This is a genomic window from Lacisediminihabitans profunda, assembly GCF_008040105.1.
GTDB classification, from domain to species: Bacteria; Actinomycetota; Actinomycetes; order Actinomycetales; family Microbacteriaceae; genus Lacisediminihabitans; species Lacisediminihabitans profunda.
The window spans coordinates 22665-49181 of record NZ_VRMG01000001.1 but is presented as its reverse complement, the minus strand read 5'-3'; the positions used below and the strand labels follow the sequence as shown (position 1 = coordinate 49181).

Annotated in this window: 22 protein-coding genes and 1 pseudogene; 9 read left to right on the top strand and 14 right to left on the bottom strand. The window is 68.6% G+C overall.

The features are described 5' to 3' along the window. Nucleotides 1-15: 15 nt before the first annotated feature. Nucleotides 16-612: a TetR/AcrR family transcriptional regulator gene (locus tag FVP33_RS00230; protein ID WP_246142090.1), complete on the bottom strand. Its 597-nt coding sequence runs from the start codon at nucleotides 610-612 to the stop codon at nucleotides 16-18. A gap of 266 nt (nucleotides 613-878) precedes the next feature. Between FVP33_RS00230 and FVP33_RS00225 the strand changes: the two genes are divergently transcribed. After that, nucleotides 879-1922, top strand: coding sequence for an App1 family protein phosphatidate phosphatase (locus tag FVP33_RS00225; protein WP_147781632.1), 1044 nt, complete (start codon nucleotides 879-881; stop codon nucleotides 1920-1922). A gap of 28 nt (nucleotides 1923-1950) precedes the next feature. Beyond that, complete coding sequence (locus FVP33_RS00220; protein ID WP_147781631.1) at nucleotides 1951-2748, top strand: class I SAM-dependent methyltransferase; 798 nt, start codon at nucleotides 1951-1953, stop codon at nucleotides 2746-2748. On the opposite strand, the gene FVP33_RS00215 is transcribed toward FVP33_RS00220, so the two are convergent. Next, nucleotides 2745-4112, bottom strand: a complete 1368-nt coding sequence (locus FVP33_RS00215) for a glucose-6-phosphate dehydrogenase (RefSeq protein WP_147781630.1) — start codon at nucleotides 4110-4112, stop codon at nucleotides 2745-2747. The genes FVP33_RS00220 and FVP33_RS00215 overlap by 4 nt on opposite strands. A 31-nt stretch (nucleotides 4113-4143) precedes the next feature. Here FVP33_RS00215 and FVP33_RS00210 point away from each other — a divergent pair, with 31 nt between their 5' ends. Then, the gene (locus FVP33_RS00210; RefSeq protein WP_147781629.1) at nucleotides 4144-5961 is read left to right on the top strand and encodes a glycoside hydrolase family 15 protein; all 1818 of its coding nucleotides are present in this window, start codon (nucleotides 4144-4146) and stop codon (nucleotides 5959-5961) included. A gap of 170 nt (nucleotides 5962-6131) precedes the next feature. Here FVP33_RS00210 and FVP33_RS00205 read toward each other — a convergent pair. After that, a pseudogene (locus FVP33_RS00205) lies at nucleotides 6132-6689 on the bottom strand (dienelactone hydrolase family protein); the annotation flags it as partial. Nucleotides 6690-6964: 275 nt separating this feature from the next. On the opposite strand from FVP33_RS00205, the gene FVP33_RS00200 reads away from it, so the two are divergent. The 3 genes from FVP33_RS00200 to FVP33_RS00190 all read left to right on the top strand — a co-directional run bounded on the left by FVP33_RS00200 (nucleotide 6965) and on the right by FVP33_RS00190 (nucleotide 9322). Beyond that, on the top strand, nucleotides 6965-7282 hold the full coding sequence (locus FVP33_RS00200; RefSeq protein ID WP_147781628.1) for a hypothetical protein: 318 nt from the start codon (nucleotides 6965-6967) through the stop codon (nucleotides 7280-7282). A 61-nt stretch (nucleotides 7283-7343) separates the two neighbouring features. Then, on the top strand, nucleotides 7344-8387 hold the full coding sequence (locus tag FVP33_RS00195) for an FUSC family protein (RefSeq protein WP_147781627.1): 1044 nt from the start codon (nucleotides 7344-7346) through the stop codon (nucleotides 8385-8387). Next, the gene (locus FVP33_RS00190) at nucleotides 8384-9322 is read left to right on the top strand and encodes an alpha/beta fold hydrolase (RefSeq protein ID WP_147781626.1); all 939 of its coding nucleotides are present in this window, start codon (nucleotides 8384-8386) and stop codon (nucleotides 9320-9322) included. The genes FVP33_RS00195 and FVP33_RS00190 overlap by 4 nt, the downstream gene beginning before the upstream one ends. A gap of 10 nt (nucleotides 9323-9332) precedes the next feature. On the opposite strand, the gene FVP33_RS00185 is transcribed toward FVP33_RS00190, so the two are convergent. Further along, complete coding sequence (locus tag FVP33_RS00185; protein WP_147781625.1) at nucleotides 9333-9815, bottom strand: hypothetical protein; 483 nt, start codon at nucleotides 9813-9815, stop codon at nucleotides 9333-9335. A 41-nt stretch (nucleotides 9816-9856) separates the two neighbouring features. On the opposite strand from FVP33_RS00185, the gene FVP33_RS00180 reads away from it, so the two are divergent. Both FVP33_RS00180 and FVP33_RS00175 read left to right on the top strand, forming a co-directional pair. Then, entirely contained in the window at nucleotides 9857-10834 is a 978-nt protein-coding gene (locus tag FVP33_RS00180; protein ID WP_147781624.1) for an NAD(P)H-quinone oxidoreductase, read from the top strand. A gap of 34 nt (nucleotides 10835-10868) precedes the next feature. After that, a complete protein-coding gene (locus FVP33_RS00175) occupies nucleotides 10869-11699 on the top strand; it encodes a UbiA family prenyltransferase (protein WP_147781623.1) in 831 nt (276 codons plus the stop codon). A gap of 9 nt (nucleotides 11700-11708) precedes the next feature. Here FVP33_RS00175 and FVP33_RS00170 read toward each other — a convergent pair whose 3' ends face one another. The 4 genes from FVP33_RS00170 to FVP33_RS00155 all read right to left on the bottom strand — a co-directional run bounded on the left by FVP33_RS00170 (nucleotide 11709) and on the right by FVP33_RS00155 (nucleotide 17311). Continuing rightward, a complete protein-coding gene (locus tag FVP33_RS00170; RefSeq protein ID WP_147781622.1) occupies nucleotides 11709-13106 on the bottom strand; it encodes an MFS transporter in 1398 nt (465 codons plus the stop codon). Nucleotides 13107-13111: 5 nt separating this feature from the next. Next, a complete protein-coding gene (locus FVP33_RS00165; RefSeq protein WP_147781621.1) occupies nucleotides 13112-13795 on the bottom strand; it encodes an esterase/lipase family protein in 684 nt (227 codons plus the stop codon). Between the two features lie 92 nt (nucleotides 13796-13887). Continuing rightward, entirely contained in the window at nucleotides 13888-16389 is a 2502-nt protein-coding gene (locus FVP33_RS00160; protein WP_222706578.1) for a DEAD/DEAH box helicase, read from the bottom strand. Next, entirely contained in the window at nucleotides 16382-17311 is a 930-nt protein-coding gene (locus FVP33_RS00155) for a nucleoside hydrolase (RefSeq protein WP_147781619.1), read from the bottom strand. The genes FVP33_RS00160 and FVP33_RS00155 overlap by 8 nt, the downstream gene beginning before the upstream one ends. A 283-nt stretch (nucleotides 17312-17594) precedes the next feature. Between FVP33_RS00155 and FVP33_RS00150 the strand changes: the two genes are divergently transcribed. Continuing rightward, nucleotides 17595-19058: an SDR family oxidoreductase gene (locus FVP33_RS00150; protein WP_147781618.1), complete on the top strand. Its 1464-nt coding sequence runs from the start codon at nucleotides 17595-17597 to the stop codon at nucleotides 19056-19058. A 6-nt stretch (nucleotides 19059-19064) separates the two neighbouring features. Here the strand turns inward: FVP33_RS00150 and FVP33_RS00145 are convergent, their stop codons facing one another. From FVP33_RS00145 to FVP33_RS00120, 6 genes are all read right to left on the bottom strand, one after another. Next, nucleotides 19065-19922 (bottom strand): universal stress protein, encoded by an 858-nt coding sequence (locus FVP33_RS00145; protein ID WP_147781617.1) that lies wholly within the window; start codon nucleotides 19920-19922, stop codon nucleotides 19065-19067. 104 nt (nucleotides 19923-20026) lie between these two features. After that, the gene (locus FVP33_RS00140) at nucleotides 20027-21571 is read right to left on the bottom strand and encodes a chitinase (RefSeq protein ID WP_147781616.1); all 1545 of its coding nucleotides are present in this window, start codon (nucleotides 21569-21571) and stop codon (nucleotides 20027-20029) included. After that, nucleotides 21568-23877 carry a glycosyltransferase family 2 protein gene (locus tag FVP33_RS00135; RefSeq protein ID WP_147781615.1) on the bottom strand — a complete coding sequence of 770 codons (2310 nt, stop codon included), beginning with the start codon at nucleotides 23875-23877 and terminating at the stop codon, nucleotides 21568-21570. The genes FVP33_RS00140 and FVP33_RS00135 overlap by 4 nt, the downstream gene beginning before the upstream one ends. 319 nt (nucleotides 23878-24196) lie before the next feature. After that, the gene (locus FVP33_RS00130; RefSeq protein ID WP_147781614.1) at nucleotides 24197-24541 is read right to left on the bottom strand and encodes a putative quinol monooxygenase; all 345 of its coding nucleotides are present in this window, start codon (nucleotides 24539-24541) and stop codon (nucleotides 24197-24199) included. A 24-nt stretch (nucleotides 24542-24565) separates the two neighbouring features. Further along, nucleotides 24566-25366: an ATP-binding cassette domain-containing protein gene (locus tag FVP33_RS00125; protein ID WP_147781613.1), complete on the bottom strand. Its 801-nt coding sequence runs from the start codon at nucleotides 25364-25366 to the stop codon at nucleotides 24566-24568. Then, on the bottom strand, nucleotides 25363-26427 hold the full coding sequence (locus FVP33_RS00120; RefSeq protein WP_425460916.1) for an ABC transporter permease: 1065 nt from the start codon (nucleotides 26425-26427) through the stop codon (nucleotides 25363-25365). The genes FVP33_RS00125 and FVP33_RS00120 overlap by 4 nt, the downstream gene beginning before the upstream one ends. Nucleotides 26428-26517 lie beyond the last annotated feature (90 nt).

The window sequence follows — 26517 nt, the reverse complement described above, 5'->3', positions numbered from 1 at the left end:
CCGGCACCCCACTGCTCAGGAGTTCGCGGCCTCCCCGTAGAAACCGGCAAGGTAGCTGTGGCAGATCGCGCGTGCCTCGTCGACGTAGCGGTCGTCCTCGGTGGCGTTCACCGAGAAGGCGCGCGAGAAGAGGGCGTCGATGATGTCGATGACCACCGTGGTACGCACCGCGAGATCGTGGTCGTCGGTGAGCCCGAACCGCCCCGAGAGCGCGGCCGCCACCACACCGGCGTACATGGCGCTTCCCGATCGGCCCGCAGGGTCTGGTTTGAGGTCAAGCACGTCGCCGAAACGGAGGGACCGGAATCCCGGGATTGTGCGGAACGCGTCGATCAGGTCGTCGAAGACGCCGTCAATGGCGTCCTGCCAGGTGAGACGAGCCGGGTCGACGAGCGTCTGCTGGGTGCGCTCGATGCGGTCGCGGAGAAAACGCGCGCTCAGGCCCTGGAGAACGACGATGCGGTCCGGGAAGTAGCGGTACACGGTGCCGATCGAGGCGCCGGCGCGCTCGGCCACGAGCGCGGTCGTCAGTCGCTCGTAACCGATCTCGTCGACCACCGCAGCCGCAGCGTCGAGCAGGCTCGCGAGCCTCGCGGTGCTGCGTGCCTGCACCGGTTCGTTTCGGAGTAGCGTCGCACCTTCCGGTACGGGGTGTGTCGGGTCAACGGCGTCCAATGCAACTCCCTTTCAAGTCGACTCGCATCATATCGTGCCCCCGTCGCGGGGGCGCGGCTAATTTCTACGCGAGCCCAAAAATCGTGGAAGAATCTCAGATTGCCGTACTACTCCTCTTTCGGCAAGGTGACAAGTCCCCAGTTCTAACTCACTCTGCACCATCCGATCAAGGGATCGGAGCCGAGACGTGAAAGACTTGCCGAATGGCCAGGACACGAAAGACGCCGGCCGGCGTGTCGAGTGCCGAGCCGATCATCCATCTCGCGGCGCGAGCCGAAGACGCGATGCACGAGTTTCGCGAGAAGTGGGCGCGCAAGCGGGGGCACACGCCGACCGTCATCCCGTACACGGGCTACGGCGCTCCGGGCTGGGTGCGCGTGCTCTGCCGGGTTTTGCTGACCAAACCGACGCCCGACGGCGGGATTCGGTACAAGAAGATCCGCGGCTGGCGAAGTTTCACAAGCGTGCCCGTCAACGACGTCGCCGTGACCATCGACATAGGCGGCACCAGCCAGCGGGTTGTCGCCGACCGCGGCGGAGTCGTGGACACGGTGATCCACGTCGACCTGGCGCCGGGCTGGCACACCATCACCATCCACACCGACGACGCCGAGCTGGTGGAGGCCCCCGTCTTCGTCGTCGACCCGAGCGTCGACGTCGGCATCATCTCCGATGTCGACGACACCGTCATGGTCACCGCCCTCCCTCGGCCGCTCCTCGCGGCCTGGAACACCTTCGTTCTCGACGAGCACGCGCGCCGGCCGGTTCCCGGGATGGCCGTGCTCTATGAGCGGCTCACCCGCGCGCATCCGGGTACCCCGGTGTTCTACCTGTCGACCGGCGCCTGGAACGTGGCGCCGACGCTCTCCCGATTCCTCTCCCGCAACCTCTATCCGCCCGGACCGCTGCTGCTCACCGACTGGGGGCCCACCCATGACCGCTGGTTCCGCAGCGGCCGGGCGCACAAGGTCGAGACGCTCAGCCGGCTGGCCGAGGAGTTCCCGGACGTGCGCTGGCTGCTCGTGGGCGATGACGGGCAGCACGATGAGGAGATTTATGGCAACTTCGCCATCGCGCACCCCGAGAACGTCACCGGCATTGCGATTCGGCAGCTGTCGAACAGCGAGGCGGTGCTCGCCGGCGGACGGAGCAAGGGCGAAGAGACCGCTCACACGAGCGCACCGTGGGTCTACGGGACCGACGGAGCAGGTCTCGCGGAGCGACTCGAGGACCTCGGACTGCTCTAGGGCGGAACTCTGCTGCTAAACCTGTCTCATGACCGATCGGTATTCGGATGGCTCGGCCGGCGACGCGGACTACAGCCGCATCGGTGAGGGCTACGCGCTGATCCGGCGGCCCGATCCGCGGATCGCCGCACGCATCCTCGAGGCCCTCGGTGACGCGCGCACGGTGCTCAACGTGGGGGCCGGCGCCGGAAGCTACGAGCCGGTGGATCGCGCGGTGACCGCCGTCGAGCCGTCCGCGTCGATGCGGGCACAACGTCCGGCGTGGCTCACCCCCGCCATCGATGCGCTGTCGGACCACCTGCCATTCGACGACGACAGCTTCGACGCGAGCATGGCCAGCGTCACCGTGCACCAGTGGCCGGACCTCGCCGCCGGCCTCTCGGAGATGAGACGAGTGACGACGGGGCCGGTCGTGATCCTCACCTTCGATCCGGCGCCCCCTGTGCACTGGTGGTTGATGGACTACGCGCCGGAACTCTTCGAGATCGAGTCCCGTCGCATGCCGTCGATCCCCTCCATCGTCGCCGCGCTCGGGGGAGACACCACCGTGGAGACGGTGTTGCTCCCGCGCGATTGCGTCGACGGATTCGCTCAGTCGTTCTTCGCCCGGCCGGAACGCCTGCTCGAGCCGGAGGTGCGCCGCGCGACGTCCGCGTGGAGCTTCGTGCCCGCCGCCGCCGTCGAGCGTTTCGTGCGCGAGCTGGGCTCGGACCTCGCCTCCGGCGCGTGGGACGCGCGGTATGGGGAGTTCCGCGGGCTGACGGAGTTTGACGGAGGTCTGCGCCTCGTCGTGGGGCGGCGGGCCCCCGGTCAGCCCCCGGGCTAACGCCAGGCCGTCGGACCGGTCGAGCCTGCCCGATACGAGTCGAGCGGCACGTCGTTCTTGCGCCAGGCCGCGAGCACCGGGGCGACGATCCGCCAGCACTCCTCCACGGCATCCGCCCGCACCGAGAGCGTCGGGTCATCGGAGAGGACGCCGTGCAGCACCTCGCCGTAGGGCGCCATCTCCCCCGCCGCGAAGTTCACGTCGAGCCTCACCCGGTCGATGGTGAAGGGGTTGCCCTCGCCGTTGATGTTGAGGTCGAGTTCGATGCTGTCCGGGTTGAGCGAGATCCGCAGGCACGCCGGACCCGGGTTGCCGGTGAATCCGTACGGCCGGTGCGGAACGTCCTTGAAGGTGATCACGACCTCCTGCCGCTTGTCGGACAGCGCCTTGCCCGAGCGCAGGTGGAAGGGGACTCCGGCCCAGCGCCAGTTCTCGATGCCCACCGTGACCTCCGCGAGAGTCTCGGTCGCGAGTTCCGGATCGACGCCCGGCTCCTTGTCGTAGGCGGGGATCTTGTGGCCGTCGATCGAGCCCGCCCCGTAGCGCGCGCGTCGGCTCGCGGTCACGGCATCCCCGTCCCACACCCTGGTCGCCCTCAGAACCTGCGTCATCGCCCCGCGGAGATCCTCGGCGTCGAGGCTCGACGGAGGCTCCATCGCCACGATCGCCATCACGAGCAGGAGGTGGCTCTGGATCATGTCCACGAGCGCCCCTGCCTTGTCGTAGTAGCCGGCGCGGCCCTCGAGGGCGAGGGTCTCATCGAAGCGGATGTCGACCCGCTCGACGTGCTCCGAGCTCCAGACCTGCTCGAAGATCCGGTTGGCGAAACGCAGGCCGAGCAGGTTGAGCACCGTCGACTTGCCGAGAAAGTGGTCGACCCGGTGAATATGCGTCTCGGGCACGAGCGTGACGAGTTTGCGATTGAGAGCCTGGGCGCTGCGAAGATCGGTGCCGAACGGCTTCTCCAACCCGAGAACCGTTCCCTTCGGCACGCCGACGGTGCGCAGGGCCGCGCACGCCGCGATGGTGACCTTCGGGGGCAGGGCGAAGTACAGCGCCGGCACACCGGTCACGCTCGCGAGGATGCGGCGGAGGTCGTCGGGTTTGGTCACGTCGGCCCGCAGGTACCTGGTCTCCCCCGCCACGGCCCTGGCTCGCGGGCCGGTCGCCTCGCCGGCCGCAAACGAATCGGCGACGCGGGCGCGCCACTCGTCGTCGGTCATTTCGTCGAATCCCACACCGATGAGCCGGAAGTCGTGCCCCCGATCCGCGTCGAGAAGTTGCCCGAGACCCGGCAGGAGAAGCCGCTTCGCGAGGTCTCCCCCCGCCCCGAGAATCACCAGTGTGCCGATGCCGTCTACCATGCCGACAGGTTACCTCTGGGAGGATGTCAGAATGGCTCTGCACATCGAGGACTACGCCCTGATCGGCGACTGCCACACCGCTGCCCTCGTCGGTCGGGACGGCAGCATCGACTGGCTCTGCCTCCCCCGCTTCGACTCGGCGTCGACCTTCGGGGCGCTCCTCGGCACCCAGGACCAGGGTCGCTGGCTGCTCGCGCCGGCGGACCGGGTGCTCGCGACCAGCCGGCACTACCTCGAGGACACCTTCGTGCTCATCACCCGCTGGGTGACCGAGACCGGCGAGGTGGAGGTCACCGACTTCATGCCGATCGGCGACCGTCGAGCCGACGTCGTGCGCCGGGTGCGCGGCGTCACCGGTTCGGTGCGCATGATGGAGGATGTGCGCATCCGTTTCGCCTACGCCGAGGCGATTCCCTGGGTGCGGCAGATTCACGAAGCCGGTGGGCCGGCGCTGCTCGCGGTCGCTGGACCGGACGCCGTGGTGCTTCGTGGGCCCAAGCTCAGCCCGAGGGACCACTCGCACGCCGCCGAGTTCACGGTGTCGGCCGGCGAGACCGTGAACATGACCCTCACCTGGTTCCACGCTCACCGCGAGGTGCCCGCGCCACTGGAGGTCGACCAGCGGCAGGAAGACACCGAGAAATGGTGGCAGGAGTGGGCGTCGATGTGCGTGGCGTCACCGCAGTACCACGACCACGTGCACCGCTCCCTGCTCGTGCTGCGGGCGCTCAGCCACGCGGAGACGGGCGGAATCGTGGCCGCCGTGACCACGAGCCTTCCCGAACAGTTCGGCGGCGGCCGCAACTGGGACTACCGCTACGTGTGGCTGCGCGACGCATCGCTCACCCTCGACGTGCTGCTCAGCCACGGATTCGAGCAGGAGGCCGACGCCTGGCGCAACTGGCTCCTGCGCGCAGTGGCCGGCGACCCCGGCGACATCCAGATCATGTATGGTCTCTCCGGCGAACGCCGACTCTCCGAATGGGAGGTGCCGAGCCTGCCCGGCTACCACGGGGCGTCCCCCGTGCGCGTGGGCAACGACGCGTGGCGCCAGTACCAGGGCGACATCTTCGGCGAGGTGATGCTCGCCCTGCAGTCGGCCAGGCGCGTCGGGCTCAACGAGACCAAGTTCTCCTGGCCGCTGCAGCGGGCGCTGATGTCGTTCATCGAGGACAACTGGAGCCGGCCCGACAACGGCATCTGGGAGATCCGGGGGGCGAAGCAGCACTTCACCCACTCCCGCGCCATGCTCTGGGCGGCCTTCGACTGCGCCGTGCGCGCGGTGCGCGAGTCGGGACTCGACGGGCCGGTCGAACGCTGGGAACGCCTCCGCGACGCGATCCGCGAGGAGATCGAGACGGAGGGATTCGACGAGAAGCGCAACACCTTCACGCAGTACTACGGCGGGACCAACGTCGACGCCTCGCTGCTGCTGCTCTCCCAAATCGGCTTCGTCGCCGCCGACGACCCCCGCATGCTCGGCACGGTGTCGGCAATCGAGCGCGAGCTCCTGCACGACGGGCTCGTGCTCCGTTACCTCACCCAGAGCGGAGTCGACGGCCTCCCGGGCGGCGAACATCCGTTCCTTGCCTGTTCGTTCTGGCTCGTCGAGCAGTACGCGCGAAGCGGCCGACTCGACGATGCCACCGAGCTGATGGACCGCCTCGTGGCCCTGTGCAACGACGTCGGCCTGCTCAGCGAGGAATACGACGTGAAGGCGAAGCGCCACGCGGGGAACACCCCGCAGGCCTTCTCGCACCTCGCCCTCGTGCGGGCAGCAGACGCGATCGCGACGGCGATCGGCACGACGACAGTCGAGACGACGGCGCGGGTCAGCCAGCCTCGGTGAGGTGCTCGGCGAAGAAGGCGTCGATGCGCCGCCAGGCGTCGGCCGCCGCCTGGCGGGTTCGGGCCGGCCCCGATGATCCGCTTGAGGGCGAAACGCAGGATCGGGGGTCCGGACTCCTCGTCGTTGAGGAAGGCGTGACCGGCCTCCGGGTACTCCTTCACGTCGTGCGGAACGCCGAGCCTCGTGAGAGACCCGTCGAGCCTCGCCGCGGCCCCCCTCAGCGACGTGTCCCTGCCGCCGTAGCTTCCGACGATCGGGCACGCCCCGGCGAGCGCGACGTCGATCTCCCTGGGCAGCCGACCGTAGTTGGCGGATGCCGCGGCGAATCCCCTCGTCGCAGCGACGAGGGCGAACCCCCCGCCCATGCAGAAACCGATCACCCCGACGGCCCCTGTGCAGTCGTCGCGCGCCATGAGGGCCCGCCGGGCGGACTCGATGTCGGCGAACGCCCTCCCCTCGCCTGCGGTCAGCGCCCGGAAGGTCTCGGTGAGGCACTTGCGCGCACCACCCTCGGTGAACAGGTCGGGCATGAGCGCGAGATAGCCCGCGTCCGCCATGCGCCTGGCCTGTCGCCGCATCACATCATTGATGCCGAACGCCTCGTGAACCAGCACCACTCCCGGCCACGGTCCTGGGCCCTCCGGTACCGCGAGGACACCGGTCAGCCCGGGACTCGCCCCCGGCACGGTGGGGATGTCAACGGTCTGCGCCTCTGCGGGGTGCGGCATGGGTCCTCCTGTGGCAGCAGTCTAGGCGTGCCGCCCCAGCGATCCCCGCGCGGGTGGACGGCGACGGACAACGCCGTCCCGGAGCCAGTTTCGCGTCGCGGTGCGACTTTCGACACAGTCGTGCCCCCGAAGTGGGGCGGTTCCCAGCTTGACCCCAGTAAAGGGGGCTGATAGCTTCATTTTTGCCGACCTCATGTCCCCCTAAAGACGGACAGGAAGGCACTGTTCATGTACCCGACACGAATCGTTCCTTACCCGAGAGGAACAGCCCGATCATGATCGCTCTGCTTGTCGCCGTTCCCGCGGCGACGGTTGCTGTCACGGTGCCGCTAGTGCTCACGGTCGCCATGGCGACCGCGGCACTAGTCGGCATCGCGATCGCGGTCAGGCGCCTGCGCCGAACTGGCCGGCTGACCCCCGTCACCCTGCTCGCCAGCGGCGTGTCGGCGGTGGGCATCCTCGCGAGCGCGCTCCTGATCAGCGTCGCTCTCGGCAGCGCGACGGCCGCGTCGGCGACCGGCGACCCGACGCCGGCACCGCCGGCCGTCAGCACGCCGAACGTACTCCCGGGACTCCAGCTCCCCACCGAATAGCGCGACCGAGGCAGTCCCCCGCCTGAGACCCGGCCCTCCGCCCGAGCGATACTGTGGAGGGATGCGATTGATCGCCTCGCTTCGAGCATCCTCTCGCAGCCCCATCCTGCAGGTGTTGAAGACCTCCGTCGCCGCGATCGTCGCCTGGCTGCTCTGCGTTCTGCTGCTCGGCCAGCCCCTGCCGATCTTCGCCGCGATCGCCGCTCTGCTCGTGGTGCAGCCGAGCGTCAACCAGTCCCTGGCAAAGGGAATCGAGCGCAGCGTCGGGGTGGTCTTCGGTGTGCTCCTCGCCTATGGCGCCGGCGCGCTCTTCGGCCACTCGAGCTGGATCGTCCTCGGCATCATCGTCGTCTCGCTGCTGCTCGCGTGGGCGCTGCGCCTCTCCCCCGGGTCGGCCAACCAGATCCCGATCAGCGCGATGCTCGTGCTCGCCATCGGGGTGCAGACGCCCGGCTACGCCGTGAACCGCATCATCGAGACGGTGATCGGTGCCGTCGTCGGCCTGGCGGTCAATGCCGCCATCGTGCCGCCGGTGCTGCTGACTCCGGCGCACGACGCGGTGCAGTCCCTCGCCGCCAAGGTCGCGGCATCCCTCCGCGCTCTCGCCCGGTCGCTTCGGGAACCCCAGGACGACGCACAACTGGCCGCGATCCTCGAGGATGCCCGGGCGCTGAGAACGCTCAAGGACTCTGCCGCCGACGCGCTAGATCGCGCTGAGGAGAGCCTCATGCTCAACCCGCGCCGCGGCAGGCACCGGTCGCTTCTCGAACGTGACCGCGATCTGCTCGCGATCCTGGGCCCACTGGTGACCCGGGTGATCGGCATGGCGAGGGCCCTCCACGACCGGTACGACCCGGAGCTCGTGCACGATCGGGTCGCCGTCTCGATCGGTGTCGAACTCGACCGGGCCGCCCACGACCTGGAACTGCTCGCCCGACCGCTCCGGTCCCTTCCCCCGCTCACCGCGCCGATCACGGCGGAACTCCCCGCGCTCACGGCCCCGCTCGTGGTGGCCAGCCCCGATTCGCAGCACTGGATTCTCGTCGGCTCCCTGCTCGAGGACCTCCGACGCGTGCGCGAAGAGATCATTGGAGCCGAAGAATGACCATCCGTCTCGTCGACCGGTACTCTCCGCACGAGCTGGTCACCGACGCCGCCGACCTCGGGCTGGTCAGCACCACGGTCGCGAGCCCGCTCGGCACCTGCGTGGCGCGCCACGTGCCCCGGCGCACCTCCACCCGGGCGACCATCTTCCTGCACGGTGCAGCGGGCTCCTGGACCACCTGGACTCCCCTGCTGCAGACCGCCGCCGGGCTCGGAGTGGACCTCGGCGACGTCGTCCTGCTCGATCTTCCGGGCTGGGGTGACGCGTCGCTCTCGAGCGACCGTGCCGACCAGACGGTGCTTGCCGTGTGCAGCCTCGTCAAGGACATGGCGGAGGAGCTCGGCTACACCGAGTGGGACCTCGTCGGGCACTCCCTCGGCGGGTTCATCGCGCTGCACATGGCCTCGATCTGGCCACAGTGCGTGCTCTCGGTCGGGATCGTGTCCGGCACCACGTTCTCCACCATTCGCAGCGTGGAACATCCCGTGCGCAACTTCGCCGAGCTCCCCGGGTTCACCATGCTGTGGCGGGTCATGCGGGTTCTCGCCGCCATCGGGCCGGCGGGCCCGGCCGTCGTGCGGGGGTTCCACGCGATCGGGTTGCTGCGCCCGGCGACGTTCCCGCTGTTCCGCCACTGGACGAAGGTGCCGCGATCGCAGGTGCTGGCTCTCGCCCGGGAGGTTCGCCCGCGGTCGTTCGCCTCCGCCGCCGAGGTCACCCGCGGGTACGACGCCGAGGCGATGTGGGCCGCCATCGAGTGCCCGGTGCGCGCGACGAAGGGCGACCGGGACGTGTTCGTCACGCAGTCCGACCTCGACGAGCTCGGCCGCCTGCTCCCGTCGAGCGTTCGCACCGTGGTCGCCGATTGCGGCCACTTCGGTGCCGTAGAGCGACCGATCGACGTTCTCGTGGCCCTCGGCTACCTCGACGCCTGACCGCGCGGGGTCACTCCGGCTTCAGCTCGAGCCAGGTGAGGCTCGCGAATTCCTCGTGGGTGAGGCCGAGTCCCTCGGGCGATTCGGCGACCCTGGTGCGCAGGGTGTGCGCGTCCGCGCCCTCCCTCGTCACGACATCCACCCCGGCCGGGGAGAAGAGCGTCTTGGAGTAACGGATGACGACGATCGTCGAATCCTCGCTCACCCCGGTCACCGACCAGCGGCTCGACGTGAGGGCGAGCACGCCTTTGCCTCTCCGGCGGAAGTCGTCCCCGCGCCATCGGTCGACCCCCACGAGGCGTCTCTCCCTGCCGTCCGGCGTCGTCCATTCGACGGTGTCGCGAAGGCTGAGCGGGCCGGTCTTGGCAAGCTCGTAGGTGAAGGTGGGAGACAGACGGTCACCATTCAGCCAGAAGGGAAAATTGGTGGCCCCGATCCGCCAGGTTCCTGGGAGCAGGCGCGTAAGTGAGGCTTCGTCTGGAGCGCTGGGCATACCCCAAACCTAGCCGTACTGGCTGGGCGTACCGTTGACGCATGCGAGCGATATCGATCCCCCTGCCCGGCGGCCCGGAGGTCCTCACCCTCGGTGAGCACCCCGACCCGGATCCCGGGCCGGGGCAGGTGCTCATCGAGGTGGCCGCCGCCGGCGTCAATCGAGCGGACGTCTCCCAGCGACTCGGCCACTACCCGTCGCCGCCCGGCACCTCTCCGCTGCCGGGAATGGAGGTCTCCGGCACGATCGTCGCACTCGGCCGCGGCGTGGTCGGCCGGTCGATCGGCGACCGGGTCTGCGCTCTGCTGCCGAGCGGCGGGTACGCGAGCCTCGTCGTGGCGGAGGCCGCCCTGCTGCTCGACGTGCCGGACTCGATGAACCTGGTGGATGCCGCGGGACTCCCAGAGACCCTGGCGACGGTGTGGTCGAACGTGTTCATGCTCGCCGGGCTTCGGGCGGGCGAGACGCTTCTCGTGCACGGCGGATCGAGCGGCATCGGCACGACGGCGATCCAGCTGGCCAGGGCGCACGGCGCGCTCGTCGCCACTACGGCTGGCACGGACGAGAAGCTCGCGGCCTGCGAACGGCTCGGAGCCGTGATTCTGATCAACTACCGCACTGAGGACTTCGTCGAGCGTCTGCTCGACGCCACGGACGGGCGGGGCGCCGACGTGATCCTCGACGCGATCGGCGGCGCGTACCTCGACCGCAACCTCAACGCCTTGGCGCCACGCGGGCGTCTCGCGATCATCGGAAACCAGAGCGCCGCCCGGGGCACCGTCGACGTGAGAACCCTGATGAGCAAATGGCTGACGATCCACGGCAGCACCCTTCGAGCCAGACCGAGCGAGGAGAAGGCCGCGATCATGGCGAGCGTGCGCGAGAACGTGTGGCCCTTCGTCGTCGCCGGGCAGGTGGTCCCCGTGATCGACCAGCGCATTCCGTTCGCCGAGGCCGCCCGCGCGCACCGGCGGCTGGAGGCATCCGAGCACATCGGAAAGCTGCTGCTGATCCCCTGAATGGCCCAGGTAGGGCAGCCCATACGATGGGGGAATGCCCAGCAAGCTCGCCGCGCTCGCGCGCTCAACGCACCCGGGGCCGTCGCTCGCGGTGAGTCTCGTCGCGGTCGTCCTGGGCATCGGGCTCGGCCTCGACACCGCACGACTCGTGCTGCTCGCCCTCGCCCTTCTCGCCAATCAGTTCTCGGTCGGGCTCAGCAACGACTGGCTCGACGCCGAGCGGGATCGCACGGTCGGGCGAACCGACAAGCCGGTGGCCCTCGGGCTGGTGAGCACGGGCGCCGTACGAGCCGCGGCCTTCGCGTGCGCCGCCCTGGCGATCCTGGCCGGCCTTGCCCTCGGGCCGGCGACGACGACGGCGAACCTCGTGTTCCTGGCCTGCGGGTGGAGCTACAACACCTGGCTCAAGAACACCGCATTCTCGGTAATCCCCTACGCCGTCGGCTTCGGCACCATCCCGCTCATCGTCTCGCTCGCCCGCCAGCACCCGGCGATCGCCGCGCCCTGGGCGATCGGCGTCGGTGCTCTGCTCGGCGTCGCCGCCCACTTCGCCAACGTGCTGCCCGACCTCGACGACGATCGGCGCACAGGCGTGAGCGGGCTCCCCCATCGGCTGGGCAGGCGGGCGTCCGGCGTGGTGATCTCCCTCGCACTCGCCGGGGCCGGCATCCTGGCCTTCCTCGGGCCGACCGGGCAGCGGTCGGCGCTCCAGTGGGTCGGACTCGCCGCCACGCTGCTACTCGCCGCGGGAATCGCCGCGGCGCTCCGCCGCCCGCCGACCAGGCTTCTCTTCCAGCTGATCATCGCGGCGGCGATCGTCAACGTGGTGGTGCTCGCCTTCAGCGGCGAGCGGCTGCTGCTCTGACCCGTGCGACTATTCGGGTTGCGCCAGCCCCTCGGGAGACGCTGCTGCCGTGGCCTCCGCCGGGTGCGGCAGGTTGCGGATGCCGAGGCCGGACGCGACTCCGCCGGCGAACAGCAGGCACGCGGTGACGACCATTCCCCGGTGAAAGCCGTCGACGTCGAGCAGGGGGCCGATGATCAGGCCGAGCATGGCGATCGCGATGAGCCCGGCGACCCTCGACACCGCATTGTTGATCGCCGATCCGATGCCCGCCTGCCGCTGGTCGATCGCGCCGAGGATGGCGCTCGTCAGGGGTGCGACGGTGATCGTGAGCCCGATCCCGAACAGGATCACCCCGGGCAGCACATCCGTCCAGTAGTTCGGCGACGCGCCCATCCGCAGGAAGTACAGGTAGCCGAGGCCTCCGATGATGGGGCCGACCGTCATGAAGATCCTCGGGCCGAAGCGGCCGGCGAGCGCACCGATGTACGACGAGAACAGGATGCTGATGATCGTCACGGGCAGGATCGCGATCCCGGCGACGGTCGCCTTGTATCCGCCCACCTGCTGCAGGAAGACCGCGAGCAGGAACCCGCCGATCGAGAGCGCCCCATAGATCGCCGTCGTGGCGACGTTTCCCACGGCGAAGTTGCGCACCCGGAACAGTCCAAGCGGCACCATCGGCTGCCTCGCGACACTTTCCCGCCAGAAGAACGCGCCGAGCGCCAGCACGCCGAAGACCATCGGCAGGTAGATCGCCGGGCTCGTCCAGCCGTATCGACCCTGTTCGATGAGCGCGAACACCGGCAGACCGAGCCCGAACACGCCCAGGATCGCGCCGAGCCAGTCGATCGACACGCCGGGTTCGCGCTCGTCCTTCTGCTTGAGCACGAAGAGCAGCCACAGTGTCACGACGATCGGCAGCACATTGATGGCGAACACGTAGCGCCAGGAGAGCACGTCCACGAAGATGCCACCCAGCAGGGGGCCCGCGATGAACGCGGCGCTCGTCCAGGCCGTCCACGATCCGATGGCCTTCGCCTGCTCGGGCCCACGGAAGGTGGACAGGATGATCGCGAGCGAACTCGGCACCAGGAGCGCCCCAGCCACCCCCTGGAGCCCCCTGGCCACGATGAGCACCTCCGCGGTGGGCGCGATGGCGCAGATCAGCGAGGCGACACCGAAGCCGGCGAGCCCCCAGCGGAGCACGATGATGCGGCCGAAGACGTCGGAGAGCGACCCGGCCACGAGGATGAGGGAGCCGAGCGTGATGAGGTAGGCGTCGACGACCCACTGCTGGGTGCTGAGGCCCCCGCCCAGCTCCCGCATGATCGCCGGAAGCGCCACGTTGATCACCGAGCCATCGAGGAAGGCGACGAAGGAGGCGAGGACGGCAATCGCGAGGACGAGTCGCTGGTGCTTCTGCATGACTTCTATTCTCGTCTCGGCGCGGCATCGAGCACGCGGTCGATGGCGTCGAGAAGCTCCTGCGAGCCGAGCGGCCGGAAGTGCCCGACCATCGCCAGTTCGATGTTCGTCGCCCCGTCGAGCCGGCTGCCGCCGGGGATGAGCGGATCCCGGCGGCTGAAGATCGACGCGATGCGCCGATTCACGTCGAGGTTGGCGGCGAGCGCGGCGAGGGTGCTGTCGGTGGGCGCGAATGCGCGCAGGGTGGCGCTCGGGGCGAACCGGGCGAGGGGCGAGCCGGCGAACGGGCTGTTCACGGCGATGAGCCGATCGATCCTGCCGGTGACGTCGTCGATGGTCATCATGTGTTTCGCGATCAGGCCGCCCTTGCTGTGCGCAACGACGATCACCGCGCGAAGGTCGTGTACGTCGAGGTAGCGCTGCACGACGGCGGCGGAGTCCGCGATCGTGAGGCGGTTGTAGCCGAGGTCGGCGACCGCATGGATGGGGTGTCCCCGCGCGTTCAGGTGGTCGGCGACGGGGCGCAGGAAGTGCCAGGTCTCGTACACTCCCGGCAACAGGAGCACTGGCGCGAGTTCGCCGCGGTGATAGCGGTCGGCGCTCTTGCGTCGGAACACATGCCCGAACTGCGTGCGGGCCTGGTACAGCCGGTCGGCCACGAAGGCGCCGAGATCCCGCGCGGTGATCATGAGTTCTCGCCTCCCACGGCCATCGGACCCTCACGTTTCTTCGCACTCTACGCTCGACCGCGCCCGGCCGGCACCACGGGCACTGGCTGGTTCTAGATCATGCCGATCGCGGTCACCCGTACCACGGCGAGTCCGGCCGCGTTCGATTCGGCGATGTCGATCGTGGCCGAGATCCCCCAGTCGTGGTCGCCGGCCGGGTCGTCGAAGATCTGCCGCACCGTCCAGGTCTCAGCGCCCTCCTCCACGATGAGCATCGCCGAACTGCGCGCATCCGGTCCGGTGCCCAGCGCGTTGTGGGCGTCGAAGTAGGCGTCCATGGCGTCGCCCCAGGCGTCCGCGTCGAAGCCGGCAGCGGCATCCAGCTCCCCCAGCTCCTGGTAGTTCTCGAGGGCGGCGAGCTGCACCCGCCGGAAGAGCTCGTTGCGCACGAGGATGCGGAATGCCCGCACGTTGGTCGTGACGTTGTGCGGGACGGGAGGCAGGGTCGCCCTCTCGACTCCCACCGCGGCGCTCGGGTTGATGAGTTCCTCCCACTCGTCGAGCAGGCTCGAGTCGACCTGGCGCACGAGTTCGCCGAGCCACTCGATCAGGTCGAGCAGTTCCTCGGTCTTCGCCTCATCCGGAATGGTCTGCCGTGCGGCTCGGTAGGCGTCGGAGAGGTAGCGCAGAACGAGTCCCTCCGAACGGTTGAGCTTGTAGAACCCGATGAAGTCGTTGAAGGTCATCGCGCGCTCGTAGAGGTCGCGCACCACAGACTTGGGGCTCAGCTCGAAGTCCCCCACCCACGGCTGCGAGGCGCGGTAGCGTTCGAAGGCCTGCCCGAGAAGCTCCTCGAGCGGCATCGGATGCCGGATCTCCTCGAGCAGTTCCATGCGCTGGTCGTACTCGATTCCCTCGCTCTTCATCGCCGCGACGGCCTCGCCGCGGGCCATGAACTGCTGGGCGGACAGAACCGGGCGCGGGTCGTCGAGGGTCGCCTCGAGCACCGAGATCATGTCGAGGGCGTAGCTGGGCGATTCAGGCTCGAGCAGGTCGAACACCGCGAGGGCGAACGGCGACAGGGGCTGGTTCAGGGCGAAATTGGGCTGGAGGTCCACCGTGAGGCTGATCACGCCGCTCGCGTCCTGCTGCACGATCTCGGCCGTGCGCAGGGTGCGGTAGATCGCGAGCGCCTGGCGGGCGAGCTCGAGCTGCCGCGCCCTCGGCTCATGGTTGTTCTCGATCAGCTCGCGCATCTCGTCGAACGGCTCGCCGCCGCGGCCGATCACGTTGAGAACCATCGCGTGACTCACCTGCATGCTCGAGGAGAGCGTCTCCGGCTCGGCAGACACCAGCCGGGTGAAACTCGGCTCGCCCCACGAGACGAAGCCCTCCGGCGCTCGCTTGCGCACGATCCGCTTCACCTTCTTGGGGTCGTCGCCCGCCTTGGCGAGCAGCCTGGCGTTCTCGGTCTCGTGCTCGGGGGCCTGCACCACCACGGTGCCGGCCGTGTCGTACCCGGCGCGTCCGGCGCGCCCCGCGATCTGGTGGAACTCTCGCGCGCTCAACTGCCGCATCTTCGTGCCGTCGAACTTGGTGAGTGCCGTGAGCAGCACGGTGCGGATCGGCACGTTGATGCCGACCCCGAGCGTGTCGGTGCCGCAGATCACCTTGAGCAGCCCCTGCTGGGCGAGCTGTTCGACGAGCCGGCGGTACTTGGGCAGCATCCCGGCGTGGTGCACCCCGATTCCGGAGCGGATGAGGCGGCTGAGCGTGCGACCGAAGTTGGTGGTGAACCGGAAGTCGCCGATGGCTGCCGCGATCTCGTCGCGCTGCTCCCGTGTGGCGATCTTCACGCTGGTGAGGGCCTGGGCGCGCTCGAGCGCGGCGAGCTGCGAGAAGTGCACGATGTAGATGGGCGCCTGGTTCGTCTGCAGCAGGTCCTCGACCGTCTCGTGCACCGGCGTGGTGGCGTACGAATAGTGCAGGGGCACCGGCCGGTCGACGCCCACCACGACGGCGGTCTCCCGGCCGTTCCGTTCGCGCAGGTCCTTTGCCAGCCACTCGACGTCACCGAGCGTCGCCGACATGAGGATGAACTGCACCCGCGGCAGGGTGAGCAGCGGCACCTGCCAGGCCCAGCCACGATCCGGGTCCGAATAGAAGTGGAACTCGTCCATCACCACCTGGTCGACCGGGGCGTCGGCCCCGTGCCGCAGGGCGAGGTTCGCGAGGATCTCGGCGGTGCAGCAGATGATCGGAGCGTCGGCGTTGACGCTCGAATCACCGGTGACCATGCCGACGTTCTCGGCACCGAAGATCTCGACGAGCGAGAAGAACTTCTCCGAGACGAGCGCCTTGATCGGCGCGGTGTAGAAGGTGCGCTTGCCCTGGCTGAGGGCGGCGAAGTGCGCCCCGACCGCCACGAGCGACTTTCCGGTGCCCGTGGGGGTGCTGAGGATGAGGTTGGCGCCGGAGACGATCTCGATGAGCGCCTCGTCCTGGGCCGGATAGAGGCTCAGCCCGCGCTCGAGCGCCCAGTCCACAAACGCCGAGTAGACGGCATCCGGGTCTGTGCCCTCGGGGATTCTGTCGAGAAGCCCCGTCTCAACCATGGTGGGTGGCGACGAGGCCGTAGACGTGCTCGACGTAGGCCCAGAAGCCGTTGACATCGAGGGCGACAGGCACGAGGGCGTTCGGGATCGACGCGTCGAAGTCGACGACCGTCATGCCGCTCGTGAGCTTGCCCGTGGTCTCCACGTCCACCCTCGCCACGCGCGAGGCGAAGAGGTCCGGACGGGACACGTGGGCGACGGCGCAGACGTCGTGCACCGCCTGGCCATCCGGGTCGTGGCTGTTGCGGCTCGCGTAGTAGGTGGCGAGCGGCAGGATGAGCTCGTGGGCGAGCGTTCCGAGCCGGGCGAGACGCTCGACCACCGGGCCGTTCGCGAGGGCCTGGTGGGTGAGGTCGAGGCCCACCATCACCACCTGCCAGTCAGCGTCGAAGACCACGCGGGCGGCCTCCGGGTCTGCATAGATGTTGAATTCGGCTGCCGGAGTCGCGTTGCCGCGCGTGAACGAGCCACCCATGATCGTGAAGGATGCCGCCCACCGGGCGATCGCCGGCTCCTTCTCGAGGGCCAGGGCGATGTTGGTGAGCGGACCGGTCGCCACGAGGTGCACGGCTCCCGGCGTGGCGCGCAGGGTCTCGATGATGAAGTCGACGGCGTGCAGCTCGCTCAGCGGGAGGGTGGCCACCGGCAGGCTGACGGATCCGAGCCCGGTCTCGCCGTGCACATGGCTGGCCTCGCGCACGTCGCCCAGGAGCGGCTTGCCCGCCCCGGCCGCCACCGGCACGGTGCCGAAGCCGAGGTACTCGCGCAGGGCGAGAGCATTCGCGGTGGTCCGCTCGAGGGAGACGTTCCCGCCGACGGTGGTCACCCCCACCAGCTCGAGGTTCGGATCCCCGTGCGCCAGCAAGAGGGCGAGTGCGTCATCCAGTCCCGGGTCGCAGTCGAGCAGAATCTTCTTTGCCATGGGTCAACCGTGCCACATTGCGCGCGCGGCGGGGACGATCGGCCGGAGATCGGACTACCCGCGACGCTCCGGTACGACCAGCAGCCGCCACAGGCCGGCGGCGAGAAATCGTGGCCGCAGCCAACCCTCGCCGAATTTTCACCGTCGAGACGGGCCGAATGGCCGGTGTGATCCCGGCGCAGCGGCCATTCGGCCCGAATGGGCGCGGCTGTCGACCGGACCGGCCCCGGCGGCGGTCGGGGCGGCGGTCGAGGCGGCCCGGGCCGTAGACTTTCCTGAGCCCATGAGTGACTCCCTGCCCAGCAATATTCCGCCCTCCGACCTCGAGGTGACGTTGCGCGTGCTCGCGACGATGGACTCCCTCGACGAGGAGCATCCCGACTTCATCGCCGTGCGTCAGGCCACCGCGCGCATGTTCAAGTCGGTGAAGAAGAACCGTCGACTCGAGAAACGGGCGGAGATCGCGGATGCCGACCGCGCGGTGGTGGCCAACACCGCCACCGGGGCGCCGGACCGCATCGACGACGAGACCCGCGGCATCCCGCTCTCGATCACCGTCGCGGCCCCCACGGCGGGAACGCTGCTCAAGTCGCGCCCCTGCTACATCTGCAAGCAGCACTACACCCAGGTGGATGCCTTCTACCACCAGCTCTGTCCGGACTGCGCGGCGATCAACCACGCCAAGCGCGACGCCCGAACGGACCTCACCGGTCGCTCGGCCCTGCTCACCGGTGGCCGCGCGAAGATCGGCATGTACATCGCCCTGCGGCTGCTGCGCGACGGGGCGCACACCACCATCACGACCCGCTTCCCGCGCGACGCCGTGCGCCGGTTCGCCTCGCTTCCCGACTCCCACGACTGGCTGCACCGCCTGCGCGTGGTCGGCATCGACCTGCGGGACCCGGCCCAGGTGATCGGTCTCACCGACGCGATGATCGAGGCAGGCCCGCTCGACATCCTCATCAACAATGCCGCCCAGACCGTTCGCCGCTCCCCCGGCTCGTACGCGCCTCTCGCGGATGCCGAATCAGCGCCACTGCCGGACGGGCCGCTCCCCGAGCTGCTCACCTTCGGGCACACGAACGACGCGCACCCGCAGGCACTCGCGGCCTCGGTCGGCTCGCACCCCATCCTCGCCAATGCCGGCGGTCTCTCGGCGGAGGAGCTCACCGAACTCGCCCTCGCGGCCGGTTCGTCGTCGCTCGCCCGGCTCGCGGCCGGCACCGCGATCGATGCTGGCGGCCTGGTGCCCGACCACCACGACCAGAACAGCTGGACCCAGTTCGTGCACGAGGTCGACCCGCTCGAGATGCTCGAGGTGCAGCTCGCCAACGTGACGGCACCGTTCCTTCTGGTGTCGCGACTGCGCCCCGCCCTGGCCGCCTCCCGGGCCCGTCGGAAGTACATCGTGAACGTCTCCGCCATGGAAGGCCAGTTCGGGCGCGGCTACAAGGGTCCTGGGCATCCGCATACCAACATGGCCAAGGCGGCGCTCAACATGCTCACCCGCACGAGCGCCAAGGAGATGCTCGAGAGCGACGGCATCCTCATGACCAGTGTCGACACCGGCTGGATCACGGACGAGCGACCCCACCCGACGAAGGTGCGGCTCGCCGAGGAGGGATTCCACGCCCCGCTCGACCTCGTGGACGGAGCGGCGCGGGTCTACGACCCGATCGTGCGGGGAGAACTCGGCGAGGACATCAGCGGCGTCTTCCTCAAGGACTACGAGCCGGCGGCCTGGTAGCGCGGCTCAGCTCGCGCTGCGCCCCACGATGATCGTCGGCACCTCGATGTTGAGCACGATCGTGTGGCTCACCGAACCGAGAAGCAGGCGGGTGAGTCCCCGGCGGCCCCGGTTTCCGACCACGAGCAAAGCCGCGCCCCGCGACTCCTCGCGCAGCTCCCAGGCCGGCAGGGCATTGCGGGCGAGAACCCGTCGAATCGGCAGTCCGGGGTTCGCCTTGGCGATCTCCGTGATCGCCGCATCGAGCACCTCACCGTGCTGGCGTTCGAGCCAGCCGATGAATTCGTCGTCGGGAACGTAGGCCTCCTGCCACACCGGCGGATCCGTCCACACGTGAACGACGGTGAGCTCGCCGCCGAGTCTCCTGGCTTCCGCCGCAGCGAAGGCGGCCGCCGCCATCGACGTCGCCGTCTCGTCCACCCCCACGACGACTCCCGTGCGCGTGTGGTCGACCTCGGTCGGGATGATCGCGATCGGACCATGGGCGACACCGCCGAGCCTCGCGCCGATCGACCACGCGAAGCGGGCGCTCGGCCCGCCGCGTTCCCGCGTGCCCACCACCAGGAGCGTCTTCGGGTTCGAGAAGCGGCCGAGTTCCCTCGCCGGCTCGCCGTGCACGACCTCGCCCTTCACCTCCACCTTGGGCGCGTCCTGCGCGACGCGGGCCACCTCGGCCCTGACGGCGTCCTTCGCCTCCGTGAGCGCCTTCTGCAGCGAGGAGGCGTCGAAGTCCCCCGCCGAATCGTCGACGACGCGCACGATGCGAAGCCGGCCCTTGCGGGATCGTTCGCGGGCCACTGCCCACTCCAGAGCCACCCGCGCGTGGATCGAGTCGTTCCAGCCCACGACGGTCTTGTCGTCCATGGCGCATCCCTCCGCTCAGGAAGCCACCCGTCCGGGCGGGACGGGTGGCTCCACCCACCAGAGTGACGGGCTCGGGTACCGGCCGCAGGGCCGAAGGTCCCGGGCTATTTCGCCGTGGCGGCGATCTCCTTGATCTGCGCGACCGTCAGCGGAACCCAGGCGGAACTGTCGGGGTTCGACGACGCCGCCTCCGGGCTCTCGCCCTGGTTCCACCACTTCGCCTCGAATGGCACATCGTCGAACAGCACGCGAGCGCCCTTGTCATATTGCGCGGCTCCCGACCAGTCGGGATAGGTGCCGGGTGCGAGGGTCGGCACCGGGATCGGCTTCTCGCCCTTGAGCACGGGGCCCACGAGCGTCCACGGGGTCTCCCACTCGTTGAGCACCGGGTTGTCTGGCAGGTCGCCGCGGGTCCACCACTTCGCCTGGTAGACATTGCGATGCCAGACGATCTTGGTGCCCTGCAGATAGGACGAGGATGCCGACCAGATCGCGTACGGGCTCGTCGCCGGGTCGTCCTTGATCTCGCTCTTGTTCACCGGTTCCGGCGTGGTGACGGTTCCGGCGGACAGCAGCGGCCGCCCCTTGACGCCCGCGCTGAGCACGTCGGCGAAGCGTACGCCGCCCTGATGGATGCCGCTGCAGGCATCCGAGACGAGCTTAAGGGTGACGTAGTTGGAGCCGCAGGTCTTGTCTCGGTTGAGCGACCACATCGAAACCCGGCCGATGCCCTTGTCGAGGGCGAACGCGTTGAGGGCCTTGGCTGCGGCGAGGGTGAAGACCTCGCTCCGCACGTCGTTCTGGCCGATCATCGGCGTCGCGCCGATCTTGCTCCAGAGCGTCTTGTCCGACAGCCTGGTTCCGGCCTGGCGATAGAGCACCCCGAGCTGACGCTGGGTCGCCGTGAGCGCCTGGGTCGATCCGGTGAGCTCGCTCGTCCCCGCCTTCAGGCTGTTGCCGTAGTCCATCGTCATGGCGTTGACGCCGGCGAGGTCCACGTGCCTGGCGAGCGTGTCGCGCACCGCGGACTGGCCGTCGGTCGCGAGTCCGGCCGGCGAGACCGGCAGCGTCAGCCACACCGCGAGGTTCTTGCCCTGCGAGCGACGCTCCTTCTGCACCTTCGCGATGGCGGACGCGCGCCGCTGGTTCGCCGCACTGTCTGAGAGGTTGGCGCCCTCGATGTCGAGATCGATGGTGGTCACCTTGTAGCGGTCGATCACCGAGGCGTAGGCCGCCGCGAGCTTCGACACGTCGGTGCAGGTGGTGGCGAGCTCGTCGTTGGTCAGGCCGCCGAACGAGATGGCGATGTCACCGCCCTGCTGCTGCAGCCGGGCGATCCGCCGATCGAGGTCGAGCGAGGCCGACGCATCATCGAGCGAGTAGGCCGCTCCCCAGCTGGGTGCGCAATTGTCGCCGGGGGTCGCGACGATGAAGGACAGCACCACGTTCTTGCCTGCCTTGCTCGCCGGGGACTCGAAGGCGAATGTCGGCGTGGCCGTGACATCCGCATAGCCGGCGAACCAGGCCTCCGGCGAACTCTCGGCGGAGGCGGAGACCCACTGGGCTCCGACGAGACCGCCGGCCACGACGCCCGCCGTCACGACGACCGCGACGAGGAGACGGGGAATGGACAACCGACGGGCGCTCATGCCGCCACCTGCCCGTTGGCCGAGGCGGCCTCGGAGGCTCCCGTCGAGTGTTGATCCGACCGCAGCGCATCCGGAAGATCGGCGCCGGGATGCCCGTGGTACAGCACCGCGCGCCAGTCGATCGGCGACTCCGTCTGCTGGTCTTCCTTCGCGGTCGAACGCCGCGGCTTGTCGACGAAGAGCCAGCCGGTCATGCCGACCCAGACATCCACTATCGAGTTGAACACACCGATGTAGGACAGTGTCGCCCAGGTGGCGAGCACCGCGTTGAAGGCGGCGAATGCGGCGTTTCCCCAGTTCTGTTCGACGATGTCACGCCAGAGCGTGAACACCGAGAACGCGATGATGAGGTATGGGGCGACCACGTAGGGCACCGGTGCCGCCGTGCGGTTCTTCACCTTGGGGGTGCGGGCGAACGGGATCTTCTTGCCGGTGATCGCCTGCTGGAGCGACTTGAACACGCCGGCGAGGTTCACCGGCAACAGGATGAGGTTGAAACCGTAGATGCGCAGCACGTCGGAGAACCGGTAGCCGGCCGAGCGCAGGTCGCTGCCCATGGCGAGGAAGTACGGCAGGGCGGCGAACAGCACGAGCGGGCTGAGCAGCCGCGAGTCGTACGGGTAGGCGAGCAGGAAGACGAGCCCGAAGCTCGCCCAGGCGATCGATGCCATGTAGTTGAGGCGAAGTGCCAGCTCGATGCGCGAGATGCGCTGGCCGTTGCGTTTGCGCTCGGCCATCTGGCGCCAGAGCTTGGGCAGGATGAGCAGGCCGCCGTTCGCCCAGCGCCGGCGCTGCACGATAAGCGAACCGAAGTCCGGCGGCGTCGCGCTGTAGCTGAGGCGCTCCGGGTAGTTCACCAGGGTCCACCCATGGGTGCCGAGGTCGATGCTCGACTCGGTGTCCTCGATCACGGTGCGGTCCTGCACGTAGCGGCGGATCTCGAACCCGCCCACCTGCTCGGTCTCGACGATGTCCTCGAGGGCACGCTTGCGGATGACGGCGTTCGCGCCCACCCAGAAGGTCGCGCCGAAGTGGGACATCCCCTGGTGCAGGATGTGCTGCAGGTCGGTGGTCGCACCGGCCAGGCGCTCGATGCGGGTGCCGGCCCCGCGGAAGGACGAGTACGGGGTCTGCGTCACGGCGACCCTCGCATTCTCCGGCTGCTCGAGCAGGTGCACGAGTCGCAGGCAGTAGTCGCGAAGCAGCAGGGAGTCCGCGTCCAGGGTGAGCAGGTATTCGGAGTCCGGCACGTCGAGGTCGCCCAGCTCGGAACGCTCTACCCGTCGGAGCACCGTTCCGTTCGGAGTGCTCTCGTGACGGTAGCTCGCCCCCATCAGCCCGATGTAGGAGTTGAGGTTCATCGCCTTGTTCGCCTCGTGGGACACGGACGCGTACAGCTTGCGCTCGAAGGTGCGAACCTCGGCGCTGAAGGTCCAGGCCAGCCGACGGTAGAGTTCCGTCATCCGAGCCCTGGCCGGAGCAGAGCCCTCGTTGGCGGCCGCGAGAAGGGCTGCGGCGATGAGCCGGAACTCCTCGGAGAGGCCGCCGAGAACCTGGTCGACGAAGAACCTGTCGACGTGGTCGACGTTGTCCTCGTCTTCGGCCATGCGCTCGAGCCAGAGCGCCGCCCAGCCGTAGTGGGCGGAGAGGGTGCGCACGTCTTCGTTGTCGACCCAGCCGGACTCGGGCGTCGCGGCGAACTCGAGCTGCGCCGCGGTGAATCGCTCGGACGGGGCACGCAGCGCCGCCATGATGCCGGCGGCGAGGGCACGCGTCTCGTCGAGCCGCGCGGCGATCACCGGATCGGTGGGGAAGGGCGGGTCGTCGAGCAGCAGGACGACTCGGAGCGACGGGTACTCCTGGAGGGCGGCCGACCAGAGGGTCTGTCGAACGACCTGCGGTTCCTCGGCGTAGGACGGCACGAGTACCGTCATCGACCCGGTGTGGGTCGCGAAGTGGCGGTCGAGCTCGGCGCGCGGCACTCGCACGTGGCTACGGAACCGCTGGAGCGCCCCCTGCCGTGCGACCAGGTACATCAGGGCCGAGAAGCTCAGGAAGGTGACGACGACGAGGTAGGACACCGCCTCCATGGTGAAGCGGAACGTGTTGCCGCTCTCGATGAACTGGCGCACGATCGTGGAGATCACATAGGCGACCCAGAAGATCACCGTGGCGATGATCGCCAGTCGACCCAGGGTGACCTTGCGATCACTCGGAGTGGCATGAATGGTGGGGAGCGGATCGGTCCGGCGTTCGGACCCCCACTGGCGTTTGCGGGCAGGCGTAGTTGTACCAAGAATCATCATTCGGGTTGGGTTCCTAGAGCGGCCAGCACGCATTCGGGTCGTGCTTTCGGGAGGCCACCTTGAACGCTACAGGCTTAAATTGTCCCCCTCCGAGTCCCCAGTAGGGGGGACGGTCATTTCCCCCGGAATTCCGGGGATTTTTCGCGACCGATGAATGTAATACATCGCCACGTATCGCAGTTTGCCTCTACGCCCGCCGGAATCTTCCGGCACGCCACGAGTTTTTCGGCTCATCGAGGGCACGGTTCTCGTGGCTGTGAATTCACTGTTAAAACGGCCAACTCGAGCCTGACTCGCGCGTCGCGAGGCGGCCGGTCCGTCAGGCCTGCGGTGCCCCAGTGTCCGGCCGGCCCGCGCCGTCCGCCGTCCCGACCTGGGCGACCGGGGTCAGCCAGGTGAGTCGAGATCGCCCTCCCTGCACGAGTTCGGCGAGCCGCTCGTTGAAGACACGCCCGTGCTCCTGCTCCAGATGGGAACGGAACGCGCTCTCATCCGCATAGATCTCGAACACGAAGAATTCCTGCGGATCGTCGGACTTTCGGTAGGCGTCGAAGACGAGGTTTCCGGGCTCCCGGCGCACCGCTTCCGCGAGCGTCCTCAGCAACTGCTCGACCAGGTCCGCGGCGCCCTCCAGCGCCGTGAACTCCGCATACAACGACTTCATCGCCCGGATTTCGGGACGACCGCGTTACGCGGTCGCCGCACCCGTCATGATCGCGACGGCCTCGGTCATGGTGTGCGACTGCGGCGTGATGACCGCCGCTCGCTTGCCCAGACGCTGGATGTGGATGCGGTCAGCGACGTCGAAGACGTGAGGCATGTTGTGACTCACCAGGATCACCGGGATGCCCTGGTCACGGAGCCGGCGGATCAGCTCGAGCACCTGGTTCGACTCGCGAACCCCGAGCGCCGCGGTGGGCTCGTCGAGCACGACGACCTTGGACCCGAAGGCGGCGGCTCGCGCCACGGCGACCGCCTGACGCTGGCCACCCGAGAGGTTCTCGATCGCAACCGTGACGTCCTGCAGGGTCGAGATTCCGAGCCGGTCGAGCTCCTGCTTGGAGTTCGACCGCATCGTCTTCGTGTCCATCATGCGAAACACGCTGCCGAGGATTCCCGGCTTGCGCAGCTCGCGACCCAGGTACAGATTGCTGGCGATGTCGAGCGCCGGAGAGACCGCGAGGCCCTGGTAGACGGTCTCGATCCCGTACAGCTTCGCATCCTGGGGCCGCTTGAAGTGAACCGGGCTGCCCTGCAGGTGGAGCTGGCCCTCGTCGGGGATCTCGGCCCCGGTGAGGCACTTGATCAACGTGGACTTGCCGGCGCCGTTGTCGCCGATCACGGCGAGCACCTCGCCCTGGTAGAGCTCGAGGTCGACGCCGTCGAGTCCGACGACCCGTCCGTAGGTCTTGACGAGGCCGGTCGCCTTCAGCACCGGCTGCGTGTACGGCAGCGTTGACGCCGGGCGGGTGTCTTCGGAGAGAGTCATTTGCGTACCTTTCGGATCCACTGGTCCAGCGAGACTGCGACGATGATGAGCACCCCGACCGCGAGAGTCTGGTAGAGCACATCGAGGCCGGCGAGGGCGAGCCCGTTGCGGAACACGCCGACGATGAGGGCTCCGAGCAGGGATCCCCAGATGGTGCCACGACCGCCGAAGAGGCTCGTGCCGCCGATCACGACGGCGGTGATGGAGTCGAGGTTGAGGTCGTTGCCCGCGTTGGGGCTGGCCGCGTCCGCGCGGCCGATCTGGATCCAGGCTCCGATGGCCAGGATGGCGCCGGCGGCGACGTACACGCTCAGGAGCACCCGATTGACCCGGATACCGGCGAGTCGTGCCGACTCCTTGTCATCGCCCACCGCGTAGACGTGCCTGCCCCACGCGGTCTTGCCCATGATGAAGGCCATCACGATGTAGAGCACGAGCATGGCGACGACGCCGTAGGTGATGCCGATGCCGCCCACGTTGAATGTGGCCCCGGTGGAGGTGATCAGCGCGGGGATGTTCTGCCCGATGACCGACGCACTGTTCGAGTAGAGCAGCGTGAGGGCGAGAAAGATGTTGAGGGTTCCCAGCGTCACGATGAAAGGCGGGAGCTTCAGCCGGGTCACGAGCACTCCGTTGAGCGCCCCGGCGGCCAGGCCCACGAGCAGGCCGAGCACGAGGGCGAGCGCCGCAGGCACGTGGTTCTGGCTCGCCGTCTGCGCGATCACCATCGAGGAGAGAACCATGATCGCGCCGACCGACAGGTCGATGCCCGCGGTCAGGATCACGAGGGTCTGGGCGATCGCGAGCGTTCCGACGACAGCCACCTGCTGGGTGATCAGCGAGAGATTGTTGGCCAGGAAGAACCGCGGGCTGATCACGCCGAAGACGATGACCGCCACGACGAGCACGATTCCCGGGCTCAGGGCCGGATAGCGGTGAAGCAGATTGCGGATCCGGCTCAGCGGCGTACTCCGGTCGAGGAATTCCGTGGCGAGATCGACTCCCCCACCCTCAGGGCCGGCAGCAGCGGGTGTGCTGGACTGCGAGGTATTCGTGGTCACTTTGTCTCCGAACTTCTTTGTTCTTGCACTCACCATAGGTCGGGCTGGACACGCGGGCAACGCGTGCCCAGCCCGGTGATATCGAGGGTG